This window comes from Micromonospora sp. WMMA1996 (assembly GCF_002573675.1).
GTDB classification, from domain to species: domain Bacteria; phylum Actinomycetota; class Actinomycetes; order Mycobacteriales; family Micromonosporaceae; genus Micromonospora; species Micromonospora sediminicola.
Genome location: NZ_PDHU01000001.1, coordinates 130,825 through 144,696 on the forward strand (window position 1 = coordinate 130,825; position 13,872 = coordinate 144,696).

Annotated in this window: 18 protein-coding genes; 10 read left to right on the forward strand and 8 right to left on the reverse strand. The window is 74.3% G+C overall.

The window, feature by feature from the left end:
* Nucleotides 1-125 precede the first annotated feature (125 nt).
* Both COO58_RS00590 and COO58_RS00595 read left to right on the forward strand, forming a co-directional pair.
* Nucleotides 126-731, forward strand: a complete 606-nt coding sequence (locus tag COO58_RS00590; protein WP_091580702.1) for an RNA polymerase sigma factor — start codon at nt 126-128, stop codon at nt 729-731.
* Entirely contained in the window at nt 685-1,455 is a 771-nt protein-coding gene (locus COO58_RS00595) for an anti-sigma factor (protein WP_098743406.1), read from the forward strand. Before COO58_RS00590 ends, COO58_RS00595 begins: the two co-directional genes overlap by 47 nt.
* Nucleotides 1,456-1,555: 100 nt before the next feature.
* Here COO58_RS00595 and COO58_RS00600 read toward each other — a convergent pair whose 3' ends face one another.
* From COO58_RS00600 to COO58_RS00615, 4 genes are all read right to left on the reverse strand, one after another.
* Nucleotides 1,556-2,515: an electron transfer flavoprotein subunit alpha/FixB family protein gene (locus COO58_RS00600; protein WP_091580710.1), complete on the reverse strand. Its 960-nt coding sequence runs from the start codon at nt 2,513-2,515 to the stop codon at nt 1,556-1,558.
* Between the two features lie 11 nt (nt 2,516-2,526).
* A complete protein-coding gene (locus tag COO58_RS00605) occupies nt 2,527-3,306 on the reverse strand; it encodes an electron transfer flavoprotein subunit beta/FixA family protein (RefSeq protein WP_091580717.1) in 780 nt (259 codons plus the stop codon).
* A 190-nt stretch (nt 3,307-3,496) separates the two neighbouring features.
* Nucleotides 3,497-3,901 (reverse strand): hypothetical protein, encoded by a 405-nt coding sequence (locus COO58_RS00610; RefSeq protein WP_091584054.1) that lies wholly within the window; start codon nt 3,899-3,901, stop codon nt 3,497-3,499.
* 2 nt (nt 3,902-3,903) lie between these two features.
* On the reverse strand, nt 3,904-4,701 hold the full coding sequence (locus COO58_RS00615; protein ID WP_098743407.1) for a GNAT family N-acetyltransferase: 798 nt from the start codon (nt 4,699-4,701) through the stop codon (nt 3,904-3,906).
* Between the two features lie 41 nt (nt 4,702-4,742).
* Here COO58_RS00615 and COO58_RS00620 point away from each other — a divergent pair, with 41 nt between their 5' ends.
* Genes COO58_RS00620 through COO58_RS00630 form a run of 3 tightly spaced genes read left to right on the forward strand, consistent with a single transcriptional unit; the run spans nt 4,743 to nt 5,850 of the window.
* Nucleotides 4,743-5,129 (forward strand): YidH family protein, encoded by a 387-nt coding sequence (locus COO58_RS00620; RefSeq protein WP_098743409.1) that lies wholly within the window; start codon nt 4,743-4,745, stop codon nt 5,127-5,129.
* A complete protein-coding gene (locus tag COO58_RS00625) occupies nt 5,126-5,425 on the forward strand; it encodes a DUF202 domain-containing protein (protein WP_098743410.1) in 300 nt (99 codons plus the stop codon). Before COO58_RS00620 ends, COO58_RS00625 begins: the two co-directional genes overlap by 4 nt.
* A 26-nt stretch (nt 5,426-5,451) precedes the next feature.
* Complete coding sequence (locus tag COO58_RS00630; protein WP_091580732.1) at nt 5,452-5,850, forward strand: PLD nuclease N-terminal domain-containing protein; 399 nt, start codon at nt 5,452-5,454, stop codon at nt 5,848-5,850.
* A gap of 46 nt (nt 5,851-5,896) precedes the next feature.
* On the opposite strand, the gene COO58_RS00635 is transcribed toward COO58_RS00630, so the two are convergent.
* Both COO58_RS00635 and COO58_RS00640 read right to left on the reverse strand, forming a co-directional pair.
* Entirely contained in the window at nt 5,897-7,519 is a 1,623-nt protein-coding gene (locus tag COO58_RS00635) for an acetolactate synthase (protein WP_098743412.1), read from the reverse strand.
* Between the two features lie 72 nt (nt 7,520-7,591).
* Nucleotides 7,592-8,365 carry an enoyl-CoA hydratase/isomerase family protein gene (locus tag COO58_RS00640; RefSeq protein ID WP_091580741.1) on the reverse strand — a complete coding sequence of 258 codons (774 nt, stop codon included), beginning with the start codon at nt 8,363-8,365 and terminating at the stop codon, nt 7,592-7,594.
* Nucleotides 8,366-8,475: 110 nt separating this feature from the next.
* On the opposite strand from COO58_RS00640, the gene COO58_RS00645 reads away from it, so the two are divergent.
* Nucleotides 8,476-9,024, forward strand: coding sequence for a DUF6232 family protein (locus tag COO58_RS00645; protein ID WP_098743414.1), 549 nt, complete (start codon nt 8,476-8,478; stop codon nt 9,022-9,024).
* Here COO58_RS00645 and COO58_RS00650 read toward each other — a convergent pair.
* On the reverse strand, nt 8,970-9,380 hold the full coding sequence (locus tag COO58_RS00650; RefSeq protein ID WP_098743415.1) for a nuclear transport factor 2 family protein: 411 nt from the start codon (nt 9,378-9,380) through the stop codon (nt 8,970-8,972). The two genes, COO58_RS00645 and COO58_RS00650, sit on opposite strands and share 55 nt — an antisense overlap.
* 156 nt (nt 9,381-9,536) lie before the next feature.
* Between COO58_RS00650 and COO58_RS00655 the strand changes: the two genes are divergently transcribed.
* From COO58_RS00655 to COO58_RS00665, 3 genes are all read left to right on the forward strand, one after another.
* Complete coding sequence (locus COO58_RS00655) at nt 9,537-10,019, forward strand: DUF6232 family protein (protein ID WP_091580754.1); 483 nt, start codon at nt 9,537-9,539, stop codon at nt 10,017-10,019.
* On the forward strand, nt 10,016-10,381 hold the full coding sequence (locus COO58_RS00660; protein WP_091580757.1) for a hypothetical protein: 366 nt from the start codon (nt 10,016-10,018) through the stop codon (nt 10,379-10,381). Before COO58_RS00655 ends, COO58_RS00660 begins: the two co-directional genes overlap by 4 nt.
* A gap of 95 nt (nt 10,382-10,476) precedes the next feature.
* Nucleotides 10,477-11,388, forward strand: coding sequence for a dienelactone hydrolase family protein (locus COO58_RS00665; RefSeq protein ID WP_098743417.1), 912 nt, complete (start codon nt 10,477-10,479; stop codon nt 11,386-11,388).
* 34 nt (nt 11,389-11,422) lie between these two features.
* On the opposite strand, the gene COO58_RS31090 is transcribed toward COO58_RS00665, so the two are convergent.
* The gene (locus COO58_RS31090) at nt 11,423-12,973 is read right to left on the reverse strand and encodes an alpha/beta fold hydrolase (RefSeq protein ID WP_098743418.1); all 1,551 of its coding nucleotides are present in this window, start codon (nt 12,971-12,973) and stop codon (nt 11,423-11,425) included.
* Nucleotides 12,974-13,079: 106 nt separating this feature from the next.
* Here COO58_RS31090 and COO58_RS00675 point away from each other — a divergent pair, with 106 nt between their 5' ends.
* A complete protein-coding gene (locus tag COO58_RS00675; protein WP_098743420.1) occupies nt 13,080-13,841 on the forward strand; it encodes a hypothetical protein in 762 nt (253 codons plus the stop codon).
* The last annotated feature ends 31 nt before the right edge of the window (nt 13,842-13,872 follow it).

The window sequence follows — 13,872 nt, forward strand, 5'->3', positions numbered from 1 at the left end:
CGCATCCGTCGACCCCCTCGGCGACGAAGAGAAGGTGACGAGCGTCGTGACGGACAGACCGGGAGCGTGGGGCGGTGACTGTGGGAGTTACAGTCGGGCATGCCCCACGGAAGGCGAGCCGCCCGGTGACGGCGGCCAGGCAGGGCCCCGAACCGCCCGGCGAGGACGACCTCGCGACGCGGTTCCGCGACGGCGACGAGGCCGCCCTGCGAGAGGCGTACGACCGGTACGGCCGAGCGGTGCTGCACCTGGCCACCACGACGCTGGTCAACCGGAGCGACGCCGAGGACGTGACGCAGGCGACCTTCGTGGCCGCCTGGCTCGGCCGGGAGACGTTCGACCCGGCGAAGGGATCACTCATCGGCTGGCTGCTCGGCATCGGGCGGCGCAAGGTGATCGACCGGATCCGGGCCTCGGCCCGGGAGACCCGGGTGGTCGAGACCGTCAGGCAACTGCCCGAGCCGGTCTCCACCGGCCCCGACCCCGACACGGTGGTCGACCGGCTGGTGGTCGCCGACGAGCTGGCCCGGCTCCCCGACGAGCAGCGTCGGATGCTGGAGCTGGCTTTCTACGACGACCTGACACACCAGCAGATCGCGACCGTGACCGGAGTGCCGCTCGGCACGGTCAAGAGCCATATCCGGCGCGGCATGCAGAGCCTGAAGCGCAGATGGGAGGTGGACGGTGCAGCACCTGGACCACGACCGGCTGGTCTTTCTGGCGCTCGGTGAGAGCGAGGCGGCCGACGGTGAAGCCACCCATCTCGACACCTGCGGGCACTGCCGGGGGGAGCTGGAGACGCTCCAGCACGTCGCCGGGCTGGGCGCCGGCACCCAGGGCCTGACCGACCTGCCCGACCCGCCGGAGCACGTCTGGCAGGGCATCGTCGCGGAGATCCGGGCCGCCGAGGAGCTGCCCACGTTGGCCGACCGGCGTCCGCCGCGCGCCGGCGAGCAGGTCGCGGTGCAGGATCGTCCGGTCACCACGGCACGTCGGCGTCGGGGGCGGCGCTGGCCGGGCTGGGCGACCACCGCGGTCACCGCCACCGCCGCCGCGGTGATCGGTGTGGCGGGCACGGTCGCGGTGCTCGGCACCGGCGGCGACGAACCCACGCCGCAGCCGACGGTGCTGGCCAGCGCGCCGCTGGCCGCGTTCGGGGCGACCCCGAAGGACGCCTCCGGCGACGCCCGGGTGCTCGGGGACAACCAGTTGCACCTGCACGTGGCGAATCTCCCGAACGTTCCGGGGTACTACGAGGTCTGGCTGATCGATCCCCGGACGATGGAGATGTTCTCGGTGGGTACGCTGAGCAACGGATCGGGGGACGCGCTGCTGCCCATCCCTCCGAACGTCGACCTGCGCACCTACTCGGTGGTCGACATCAGCGCCGAGCAGTACGACAACAACACCCGCCACTCCGGCGACAGCCTGTTGAGGGGCACCCTGACGGGCTGATCGGCGGGCCGGCTCAGCTCCCCGGCCCGCCGATCAGCTCCCGAAAGAAGAAGGCCGCCGCCCGGTGCACCGGGCGGCGGCCTTCGTTCGTGACCAGCGGTCACTTACGCTTGCGGATCTCCTCGGCAGCCTGCGGCACGATCTTGAACAGGTCACCGACCACGCCGTAGTCGGCCAGCTCGAAGATCGGCGCCTCGGCGTCCTTGTTCACCGCGACGATGGTCTTCGAGGTCTGCATGCCGGCCCGGTGCTGGATCGCGCCGGAGATGCCGAGCGCGACGTAGAGCTGCGGGGAGACGGTCTTGCCGGTCTGGCCGACCTGGAACTGGTGCGGGTAGAAGCCGGAGTCGACCGCCGCGCGGGACGCGCCGACCGCGCCGCCGAGCAGGTCGGCCAGCTCCTCGACCAGCTTGAAGTTGTCGGCGTTGCCGACGCCGCGACCGCCGGAGACGACCACCGACGCCTCGGTCAGCTCCGGGCGGGAGCCCTTCTGCTCGGCGACCCGCTCGACGACCTTGGCCAGCTTGTCCGCGTCGGTGACCGACACGGTGAGCTGCTCGACGGCCGGGGTGGCCGCGGCCGGGGTCGGGTTGAGCGAGTTGGGCCGGACGGTGACCAGCGGCAGGCCCTTGGTGACCTTGGACTTGACGATGGTGGAGCCGGCGAACGCGACCTGGGTCGCGGTGCCGTCGGCGTCCAGGGCGACCACGTCGGTCAGGATGCCGTTGTCCAGCTTGACCGCGAGGCGGGCGGCGATCTCCTTGCCCTCCTGCGACGAGGCGAGCAGCACGGCGGCCGGCTGCACGCGCTTGACCAGCTCGGCGACCACGGTGGCCTTCGGCGCCACCAGGAAGCCGTCGATCTCCTCGCCCTCGGCCGCGTAGATCTTCTCCGCGCCGTACTCGCCCAGCTTGGCGCTCAGCGCCTCGGCGGCGCCGGCGCCGCCGAGCACGACCGCGCTCGGCGTGCCCAGCTCGCGGGCGAGGGTGAGCATCTCCAGGGTGACCTTCTTGACGCCGAATTCCTTGGTGGCTTCGACGACGACGAGAACCTCAGACATGTCCAGACCTCTCACACGAACTTCTCGGTGGCGAGGAACTCGACCAGCTTGACGCCGCCCTCGCCCTCGTCGGTGATCTTCTCGCCGCCGGAGCGCGGCGGGCGCTTCGAGTGCTCTACCACGGCGCTGGTGGCGCCGTCGAAGCCCACCTCGGCCGGGGCCACGCCCAGGTCGCCCAGGGAGAGCGTCTGCACCGGCTTCTTCTTGGCGGCCATGATGCCCTTGAAGGACGGGTAGCGCGGCTCGTTGATGGTGTCCCAGACGGACACGACGGCCGGGGTCGAGGCGGTGACCACCTCGTAGCCCTCCTCGGTCTGCCGCTCGGCGGTCAGGGTCGAGCCGTCGACGGTGAGCTTGCGCGCGCCGGTGAGGGCGGCGACGCCCAGCCGCTCGGCGATCATGTGCGGCATGACCTGGACCCGACCGTCGGTCGACTCGGCGCCGCAGATGACCAGGTCGGCGTTGAGCTGCCCGAGGGCGGCCGCGAGCACCTTCGAGGTGGCCACGGCGCAGGAGCCGTGCAGCGCGTCGTCGACGACGTGGACGGCCTTGTCCGGCCCCATGGAGAGCGCCTTGCGGATCGACTCGGTCGCCCGGTCCGGACCCATGGTCAGGATGGTGACCTCGCCGCCGTGCGCCTCCTTGATCTTCAACGCCTCCTCGATGGCGTACTCGTCCATCTCGTTGATGACGTTGTTCGCCGAACCGCGGTCGACGGTGTTGTCGTCTGAACGCAGGTTGCGGTCCGCGCCCGAATCGGGCACCTGCTTGACGAGTACGACGATGTTCATCGCGCTTCGACGACCCTCCTGTTTGGTGTAGCGATCACTCGCCCGGTCACGGGCGCAGCCTCCCGCGTGACTTAACGGTCGGTCAACCGCAGGGTGCTGTGCACTTGCCCACGGGCCAATGTTACCCGCAAGTAGCATCGCCACCCCGGGGGCCCGGAGTGACGCAGCTCACCGCGCGCGGACCGGCCCCTCAGACCGGCTCGGCCAGCGCCCGCCTGATCTTGTCGATGGCCGCGGCCTCGGCCGGCTCGACCCCCCGGTGCGCCTCGGCCACCCGGTCCGCCGCGGCCAGCACCACCGACCGGTACGCCTCGACGTCCCCCGGCGACTTGGCCCGCAGGATCTCCACCGACCGACCCAGCGCGGGCAGCACGACGGACTCGACCTCCAACGCGGAGTCCCGGGGCAGCTGCGGCAGTGGCCCGGTGGTCAACGCCTCCTTGACCACGCCGCCGACGTCGGCCAGCGCGCCGGAGGCGGCGATGCTCTCCCGCACCATGGCCAGCACCCCGGGCACGGCGTTGGAGACCAGGAAGACGGCGCCGAACGCGCCGGTCTTCAGGGTGAGCTGCTCGTCCGCCGTCAACCGGTCCATGATCACGGAGTGTAGACGTAGGGCGTGGTGGTGGTGACCGCAACGAGCCCGAGCCGCTCCAGGATGGGTCGGCTGTCCGGCGAGCAGTCCACCTGCACCAGCGTCTTGCCGCGCTGCTGCGCCAGCCGCGCCCGGTACGCGACGAGCGCCCGGTAGATGCCCTTCTTCCGCCACTGCGGCAACGTCGAGCCGCCCCAGAGGCTGGCGAACCCGGTGCCCGCCTGGTAGCGGATCCAGCCGGCGCTGACCACCGTCTCGCCCGCCTCGGCCACCACGATCGTGATCGACTGCGGGTCGGCCTCGATCTCCCGGGCCAGCGCGTGGACGAGGTGGCTCCGGTCGTCGTGCCAGACCTCCTCCTCCATGGCGGCGATCCGCTCCAGGTCGGCCCGCCCGGTGACCTCGCGCAGGCGTACCCCCTCGGGGAGCACGGGGACGGCGGCGGCGAGCGGCGCCACCGGTCCGACCACGACGGTCTCCAGGTCCTCCGGGACGAAGCCGGCGGCGCACAGCCGGTCGGCGAGGTCGGCCGGCTCGTCGTGGCCGGCGAGCTTCCACTCGACCGCCTCGCCCCGGGCGCGGAAGAACTCGACCTGGCGCGCGATCAGCGCGTCCAGCTCGGCGCCGGCCAGGCCGTCCAGCGTCCGGTAGGTGATGAAGCCGCGCTGGTCCAGGCCGAGGACCCGGAACAGCGGCCCGTCCCGGTCCACGCTCACCCCGGCGGGCAGCGGGTCGGGCAGCTCCGGGCGGATCTGGCTGTCGTAGGCGTCGCGCAGACCGCGCGCGTCAAGATCGGTCATCCCCTCAGGCTAGGCGTGGGGCAAAGCGGATAATCGACGGCGTGTGGGAGTCGATCAGGCGCTGGTTCGACCCGCGCGAGCTGCGCTCGGTGGGCAGCCCGCCGGACTACCGTTTCTCGCTGGCCAACGAGCGGACGTTCCTGGCCTGGCTGCGGACCGGGCTGGCGCTGGTCGCCGGCGGGCTGGCCGCCGCCCAGTTCCTCCCGCCGCTGCCGCTGGTCCACCTGCGGGAGATCCTCGCCGTCGCGTTGCTGCTGCTCGGCGCGACCGTGTCGATCCGGGCGGTGGACCACTGGGCCCGCACCGAACGGGCCATGCGACTGGGCGAGGAGCTGCCGGCCTCCCGCTTCCCGGCCGTGCTCTCCCTGGTCGTCGCGCTCGGCGCGCTGGCCCTGGTGGTCGCGGTGCTGCTGCGGGGTGCGGGGTGACCCGGGATCCCGGGCTTCAGCCGGAACGCACCCGGCTGGCCTGGCGGCGGACGCTGCTCACGCTGACCGCCGTGCTGCTGCTCCAGCTCCGGCCGGCGTTCACCGGCCGGGTCGTCGACGCGGCGCTGGGCGGCGCGGCGGTCGTGGTCTGGCTGACCGTGCTGCTGGCGGACTGGCGTCGGGCCACCGGCGCCGGGCCGCGCCGGCTCGCCCGCTGGTCGGTGCCGCTGACCGCGCTCGGCGCGGCCGGGCTGGCGCTGCTCGGCGTCGCACACGTGCTCGGTGGGGTGCACTGACCCACCCGGGTGCGCCATCATGGGGCATGGCCCGCCTCTACGTGCTGCTCTTCCTGGCCCAGATCGTGCTCGCCGTCTGCGCGCTGATCAGCTGCCTCTCCGCCGAGGACGGGCAGGTCAAGGCGCTGCCCCGGATGGTGTGGGTGCTGGTGATCCTCTTCTTCCCGCTGATCGGCTCGATCGCCTGGTTCGTCGCCGGCCGCGAGCGCCCGGCCGGGTCGGCCGGCGTCCTCGGTGCCGGGAGTCCGGCCGCCCCGGCCCGCCGCCCGCTCGCGCCGGACGACGACCCTGACTTCCTCGCCTCGCTCGACAAGCGCTCCCGCGACGAGGACCAGGAACGCCTCCGCCGCTGGGAGGAGGACCTGCGCCGCCGCGAGCAGGAGCTGCGCGACCGGCCGGACGACCGGGACCGCCCGGAGGTCTGATCCGGCCCGGGCCGCCCGCCGGTCACCCGGCGAGCGGCCGTCGCGCTCAGGCCAGGTTCGACGAGCGGGGGTACGCGTCCGTCGGGTCGGTCAGCACGTTGACCAGGTACGGCACGCCGGCGTCGAACGCGCGGCCCAGCGCCGGCCCGAGGTCGGCGGCCTTCTCCACCGTCTCGCCCGCGCCGCCCAGCGCCTCGACCACCTTGTCGTAGCGCAGGCCGGGCTGGAGGTCGGCGGCGACGTCGTAGCCGTACATGGCCCGCATCGGGTGCTTCTCCAGGCCCCAGATGCCGTTGTTGCCGACCACGATCACCACCGGCAGCCGCTGCCGGGCCAGCGACTCCACGTCCATCAGCGAGAAGCCGGCCGCGCCGTCGCCCATCAGCACGCAGATCTGCCGGTCCGGGTGGCTGACCCGGGCGCCCATCGCGTAGCCCATGCCGGTGCCGAGGCAGCCGTACGGGCCGGGGTCGAGCCACGTGCCGGGCTGGGCGGGCTCCAGGTACTTGCCCGCGTACGAGACGAAGTCGCCGCCGTCGCCGATGGTGATGGCGTCCGGGGCGAGCACCTTGCGCAGCTCGCCGTAGATCCGGGCCGGCCGGATCGGGTCGGTCTCGGCGGCCATCTCCTCGCCGTCGCGGGCCTTCGCCGCGTCCTCGGCGGTGCGCAGCTCGGCGATCCAGTCGGCGTGGTCGGCCCGGTCGCCGGTGTGGTCGGCGAAGGCGCCGAGGATCAGCCGCAGGTCACCGGCGGGCGCGGCGGCCGGCTGCACGTGCGCGGCGCGCTGGCTGGGCGCGTCCACCACGTGCACCACCGTGGCGTCGCCGAAGTCGCCGAAGGAGAGCCGGAAGTCCAGCGGCGTGCCGACCACGACGACCACGTCGGCGCCCTTGAGCGCGACCCGGCGGGCCTTGGCGAAGGCGAGCGGGTGCGTCGGCGGCAGCGCGCCCCGACCCATGCCGTTGGTGAACACCGGCACCTGGAGGGACTCGGCGGCGGCGCGCAGCGCCTCGACGGCGTCCCCGGCGTACACGTCCGAGCCGGCGATGATCACCGGCCGGGACGCGCCGGCGATCAGGCCGGCCGCCCTGGCCACCTCGTCCGGGTCGGGCTCGATCGGCGCCGGCGCGGTGACCGCCGGCAGCTCGGCGTCGCCGACCGAGAAGACCGCCTCCAGCGGGAAGTCCAGGAAGACCGGGCCACGGTGCGGGGTGAGCGCGGTGGTCAGCGCCGCGGAGACGGCCCGCGGGATGTCGTCGGCGCTGAACACCGTCTCGGCGTGCTTGGTCACCGGGGCGACCAGCGGCAGGTGGTCCATCTCCTGGAGGCTGCCGGAGCCCCAGCGGAACTGCGGCGCCCGCCCGCCCATCACCAGCACCGGTGAGGCGTTGAAGAACGCGCTGGTCAGCCCGGAGACGCCGTTGGTGACGCCGGGGCCGGCGGTGAGCACGGCCAGGCCGGGGCGGCGCTGGAGCTTGGCCACCGCCTCGGCGGCGAACACGGCGGACTGCTCGTGCCGGACGTCGTAGAGGGGGAAACCCGCCTTGTGCGCGGCGTCGTAGAGCGGGAAGACGTGCCCGCCGGAGAGCGTGAACATCTCCCGTACGCCGTGCGCGCGCAACGCCGCGAGCGCCAGCTCGCCGCCGTGCCCCTCGAGGTGTTCCGTCATGCCACTCCCCTTCGTCGCCCGACCGGAGTCACACGCTACTGGCCGGTAGCGTGGATGTGAACAGCTCTCGCGTCAGCGGCCGGTGAAGCCCGGCTTGCGCTTCTCCACGAACGCCGCCATGCCCTCGCGCCGGTCGTCGGTGGCGAACAGCGCCGCGAAGAGCTGGCTCTCCCAGGCCAGGCCGGAGGTGAGGTCCATGTCCAGACCGCCGTCGACCGCCACCTTCGCCGCGCGCAGCGCCTGCACCGGCCCGGTCAGGAACGGCTTGACGTAGGCGACGGCAGCCTCGTAGACCTCGGCGGCCGGAACGACCTTGTCGGCCAGGCCGATGCGCAGCGCCTCCTCGGCGTCGACCATCCGCCCGGTCATGATCAGATCCTTGGCGCGGGCCGGACCGACCAGCCGGGCCAGCCGCTGGGTGCCACCGGCACCCGGGATGATGCCGAGCTTGATCTCCGGCTGGCCGAGCTTGGCGTCGGCGGCGACGATCCGCCAGTCGCAGGCCAGCGCCAGCTCGCAGCCGCCGCCGAGCGCGTACCCGGTGATCGCGGCGACGACCGGCTTGGGGATCCGGGCGATCGCGCCCAGCGCGCTGGAGAGGTCGGCAGCCCGCTCGGCCATGTCCACGTAGGACATGTCCGCCATCTCCTTGATGTCCGCGCCGGCGGCGAAGACCTTCTCCCCGCCGTACACGATGACGGCGCGGACCTCGGCGTCGGCGGTGGCGGCCGACGCCGCGGCGCGCAACTCCTCCTGCACCTGGGTGTTGAGCGCGTTCATCGGCGGCCGCTCCAGCCGGATGGTGCCGATGCCGTCCTTCACTTCCAGCCTGACGAACTCGCCCACGCTGCCCTCACTTCCGCGTCGAAGTAGCGTGCCAACCTTACGACCCGGATCGTTGGGGTAGACAGTGTGGTGTCGACGGCTCCGGGTCGCCGGCCACCGGGAGTGAGGCCATGATCACCTACTACGACGACCGGTCGGTCCAGGTCACGTCCACGACGGTACGGGTGGACGGGCGCAGCTACCCGCTGGCCGAGCTGACCATGGTGTGGCACCGGCGCGGCGACCGCTCGTGGCGGGTGCTCGCCGGGCGGGGCGCGATCGGGGCGGCGCTCGCCGGCCCGCTGGTGGCCGCCCTGCTCGGCATCGGGCTGGCCGTCTGGCTGCACCGCTCCGCCGTGGTCACCATCGCGATCGTCGGCGCCTCGGTGCTCGTCGGCCTCGCCGTCGGCCCGCTCGCGGACGTGCTCTTCGAGCACCTGGACCGCTCGTACGTGCGGGGCAGCCGCCAACTGGAGATGTGGGCCCGCTGGCACGGCCGCCCGGTGCGACTGCTGCGCACCGGCGACGCGCTGCGCTTCGGGCAGATCTACCGCGCGGTGCAGCGGGCCATGGAGCACGTGCCCGCCGGCCCTGGCCGGACCGCTCCCGGCCGGACCGCTCCCGGTCAGAACGTGATCGGCTCGTCCGGCAGCAGCCCGAGACCGCGCAGCAGACCGTAGGTGTCCTGCTCGCCCCAGAACTGCACGATCCGCCCGCCGGCCAGCCGGTATATCTTGCAGGCGCTCTGCACCGTGGTCGCCCCGGTCGCGTCCCGTCGGTAGGTCTGCGCCAACGACACCACCACCCGGTCCTCCGCCGCGAAGATCTCCAGGATCTCCTGGTCGAGCACGGTCAGGCCGGGCGAGGAGACGGCGGCCTCGGCATACCGCCGGCCGCGCACGCGGGTGCCCGACCCGTAGATCTGCACGTCCTCGTGCACCACCTCGGCCAGCTCGGCGAGGTCCTTGGTGACGAACGTGCGCAGGTAACGCCGCACCACCTCGACGTTGCGCGCCCGCTCGTCCCGATCCGTCATGCCCGGCACGCTAACGCTTCGACATCCTCCCCGCTCGCCCCATCCCTCTTGATCCACTCCACTTCGCCGAGGTGGCGTGAACGGACCCGCTCCGATACCGCCACTTCGGCGAGATCGAGTCGATCACGAGTGCGGACCGGACGGTTACGCTGATTTATGACCCTCTATTACCGGGACGACGCGGTACAGGTCACCTCGGAGGCCATCCACGCTGGTGGACAGGTGGTCGCGCTCGCCGACGTCACGTACGTCTGGCACGCCCGCGGCGCGACCACGCTGGCGGTCCGGGGCCGGGTGCTCGGGCGCGGGGTGCTGGTCCTGCTGCTCTCGCTGCCCCCGTTGGTGGCGCTGGTCTGCGTGCTCTCGCTGGCATGGGCGGCGCAGGACCGGGGCGAGTGGCAGCTGGCCCTGATCATCCTGGCCGCGTTCGTGGTCGGCGGCCTGGCGCTCACCCCGTTCCTGGAGGTGCCGCTCGGCTGGCTGGACCGTTCCTACGAGCGGGGCAACCGGGTGCACGAACTGTGGGTGCAGCACCACGGCCGGGAGTCGATGCTGGTGCGTACGCCGGACGCGCTACGGTTCGGGCAGATCTACCGGGCCGTGCAGCGCGCCGTCGAACAGCAGGGAGACCGACGATGACCCACCGTCGCGGCGAGGCCGTCGCGCTCGCCGGGCTGCTCGCCGCCGCGGGCGTCACGCACTTCGCCCGCCCCGGCTTCTACGACCCGATCGTGCCGCGCGCCCTGCCCGGGCCGGCCCGCTTCTGGACGTACGCCTCCGGGGTGGCCGAGCTGGCCGTGGCGGCGGCGGTGGCGCATCCGGCCACCCGGCGGCGCGGCGGGCTGGCCGCGGCGGCCCTGTTCGCCGCGGTGCTGCCGGCGAACGCGCAGATGGCCTGGGACTGGCGGCGACGCCGGCCGGCGCAGCGGGCGATCGCCTACGGCCGGGTGCCGATGCAGGCGCCGCTGATCTGGTGGGCGCTGCGGGTCGCCCGGTCATAACACAGCGGTTATTGACCAACCGGGGTGTTACCCCCGGCCGCCGACCCTGCTCTCCTGAGTGGACATTCATGTCCATCGCTCAGCAGGAGGGTGCCATGTTGCGGAGACTCACCGTCGCGGTCGCGGCGGCGCTCAGCCTGACCGTGCCGGCGAGCGGCGTCCACGCCGCCGGCGCGGCGTCGGCCGACCCGTCCGCGCCCGGCCCGTACGCGGCCGGCTACGTCGACGCCACCGTCAGCGCGTCCGGCCGCTCCTTCTCGGCCCGGATCACCTACCCGGCCACCGCCGCCGGCAAGGGTCAGCCGGTCGCCGCCGGCCGGTTCCCGGCGATCGCGTTCGGCCACGGCTTCCTCCAGTCGGTGTCGAAGTACTCCTCGACGCTGTCCCACCTGTCGACCTGGGGGTTCATCGTCGTCGCCCCGACCTCGCAGGGCGGCCTGTCGCCCAGCCACAGCGCCTTCGCCGACGACCTGAACGCGGCCCTGACCTGGACCGTGGCCCAGGACACCACGGCCGGCTCCCGGTTCGCCGGGCACGTCGCCGTCGACCGGCTGGGCCTGTCCGGGCACTCCATGGGCGGCGGGGCGAGCATCCTGGCCGCCGCCCGCAACCCGCGCGTCGTGACGGTGGCGAACCTGGCCGCCGCCGAGACCAACCCCTCCGCCGTGTCGGCCGCGGCCGGCGTCACCGTCCCGGTGCAGCTGATCGCCGGCGACCGCGACGGCATCGCGCCACCGGCCGACCACCAGCGCCCGATCTACGCCGCCAAGCCACCGACCAAGCAGCTCCGGACCGTCAGGGGCGGCTCGCACTGCGGCTTCATGGACAGCGGCTCGCTCTTCTGCGACAGCGGCTCGATCAGCCGGACGGTCCAGCTCCAGCTGACCCGACGGCTGCTCACCGAGTGGTTCCTGCGCCACCTGGCCGGCGACGCGGCCTACAACGACGCGGTCTGGGGCACCCCGGCCCAAACCGATCCGCAGGTGGTCTTCGAGGGCGTGCGCTGAGCGACCGGGCCGGGGCGGGCGGTCCCGCCCCGGCTCAGGCCAGCGGCAGCGTGGTGGCGATCGGCCAGGCCAGCAGCACCGCGCCGACCAGCGCCGGCAGCCACCACGGCGCGCCCCGCCGGCGCAGCACCCCCGCCCAGGCCGCCTGCCAGGCCACCAGCGCCGCGAAGAGCGGCACCACCAGCAGCACGAACCCGGGGGCCAGGCCGGTCACCGCCGCCGCGGCCAGGACCACCACGCCGAGCCCGCCGACCACCGCGTACCGGCCGCCCCGGCCGTCGGCGACCAGCTCGGCGCCGAGCAGGAAGGCCAGGCAGCAGAGCAGCACCACCGGCAGCAGCCACCAGCGGGCGCCGACCGGCGTGGCCGAGGTGAACCCGAGGTGCAGCGGCAGCGCGACGGCGAGCACCGCGTACCCGACGAGCGCCGCGGCCACCCCGACGGCTCGCCCCGCCCGGCCGACGGCCCGGGTCGCCGGGCGCAACCAGCGCTGGGCCGCCACCAGCAGCCCGCCGGTGAGCAGCAGGAACACGGCGACATGCCCACCCACCGCGAGCGGCAGCCGGGCGGTCGGCAGCGGGGCGGCGAGCACCGCACCGAGCCCGGCCGCCCCCACCGCCACGACGAGCCACCGGCCCGGCCACGCGGCGCCCGGGCGCGCGGCCCCGGGCGCGACCGGGGCGGGCGGGCGCGCGACCCCGGGGGCGATCGGAGCGGGCGGGCCGGCGGTCACCGGGGCCGGCGGGCGTCGCAGCAGCACCGCGGCCAGCGGCACGAAGCCCAGCCCCAGGCCGAGCAGGAGCAGGCCGGCGCCGGCCAGGCGGGTCAGCGGCGCGGGTGGCGGGCCACCCGGACGGCCGGGGATCGCGGCCACCACCGCGGCGTGGGTGCGCGGCGCGAAGAGCACCGAGATGTGTTCGGTGCCGGGCGCCACCACCCGCTGCCGCGATCCCGGCGGGCCGCCGCGTGCCGCCTGGTCGGCGGCGCGGCGGAAGTCGGGGAACTCCAGCCCGCCGACCACCAGCGTCAGGTTGCCCGACCAGCCCGCCGGCACGTCCCCGGCGTCGGGCAGCGAGATCGCCACGGTGCGGGTGAGTTCCGGGTGGTCGACCGCGTAACGGGTGACCGCGCCGGCGCCCATCGAGTGTCCGACCAGGACGACCCGGTCCGGGTCCACGCCGGGCCGGCTCCGCAGCCACCCGACGGCGACGTCCAGGTCGTGCCGCAGGAGCGCCCGCGCCCGCTGGTCGTCCCGGCCCGCGCCGGGCAGCCGGGACGGGTTGGCGCCGTGCCCGGCGAAATCGAGCAGCACGGCGACCCCGCCGTGCCGGGCCACCGAGTCGGCCAGCGGCCGCATCAGCCGGGCCGAGCCGGCGAACCCGTGCGCGATCACCACCCCGGGCCGGGGACCGTCGTCCCCGCCGGTCGCCCGGACCTCGGTGAGCGGCACCCCGGCGACGGTCGCCCGCCGGGTGTCCAGGCCGGCGTCCGCGTGGACCAGCAGCAGAGCGCCGAGGACGACGGCGAGCAGCGCGACCGCGCCGAACGCGAGGAGACGCCGCGGAGCCGGGCCGGGGTCGGGCATGCCGGCACCCTACGCGTCCCGGGCCCCGGCCGGGAGGGGCCGGCGTGACGTGCGCCGCTCCGTCCTCACCCGGCGTGACTGGCCGGGGCGACGCACACTGGTCGGCATGGCGATCCCACTTCCCCGGCCCGGCGCCGTCGTCGGCCTCACCCGCTCCGCCCTCGACCAGGCGCTCGGTTCGGCCGCCGCGTTCGCCGCCGTACCCGCCCGCGCCTTCGCCGTGCTCGACGAGGTGGAGGCGCTGGTGCGCCGGATCAACGGCGTGGTCGACCGGATCGAGGGGACGCTCGACCGGACCGACCGGGTGCTCACCGACGCCGAGGCCGCGGTGCGCGAGGTGGGCGTCATCAGCGCCGCCGCGACCGGGGCGATCGACACCGCGACCGAGGTGGCCGCCGCGGCCGCCGTGGTGGTCGGCGAGGCCGAGCGGGTCTCGGGCGCGGCAGCGACCGTGGTGGGCGAGGCCGACCGGGTGGCCCGGGCGGCGGCCGTCGTGGTGGCCGAGGCGGACACGGTGGCGGGCCGGGCGGCCGGCACGGTGGCCACCGCCGAGCAGGCCGCCGGCACCGCGACCGAGCTGCTCGCGGCGTACGAGTCGACGCTGCGCCGCGCGGCGCCGATGGCGGCCCGCTTCGTGGAGCAGCTCAGCCCGGAGGAGGTGACCGCCGCGATCCGGCTGGTCGACGAGCTGCCGAAGCTCAAGGAGCACCTCACCTCGGACGTGCTGCCGATCCTGGCCACGCTGGACCGGGTCGGCCCGGACCTGCACGACCTGCTCGACGTCACCCGTGACCTCAAGCTCGCGGTGGCCGGCATCCCCGGGCTCGGCATGCTGCGCCGGCGCGGCGAGCGCGCCGAGGGGGTGTAAGGAAGGGCCCCCTCTTAACGCCTCCGGTAGT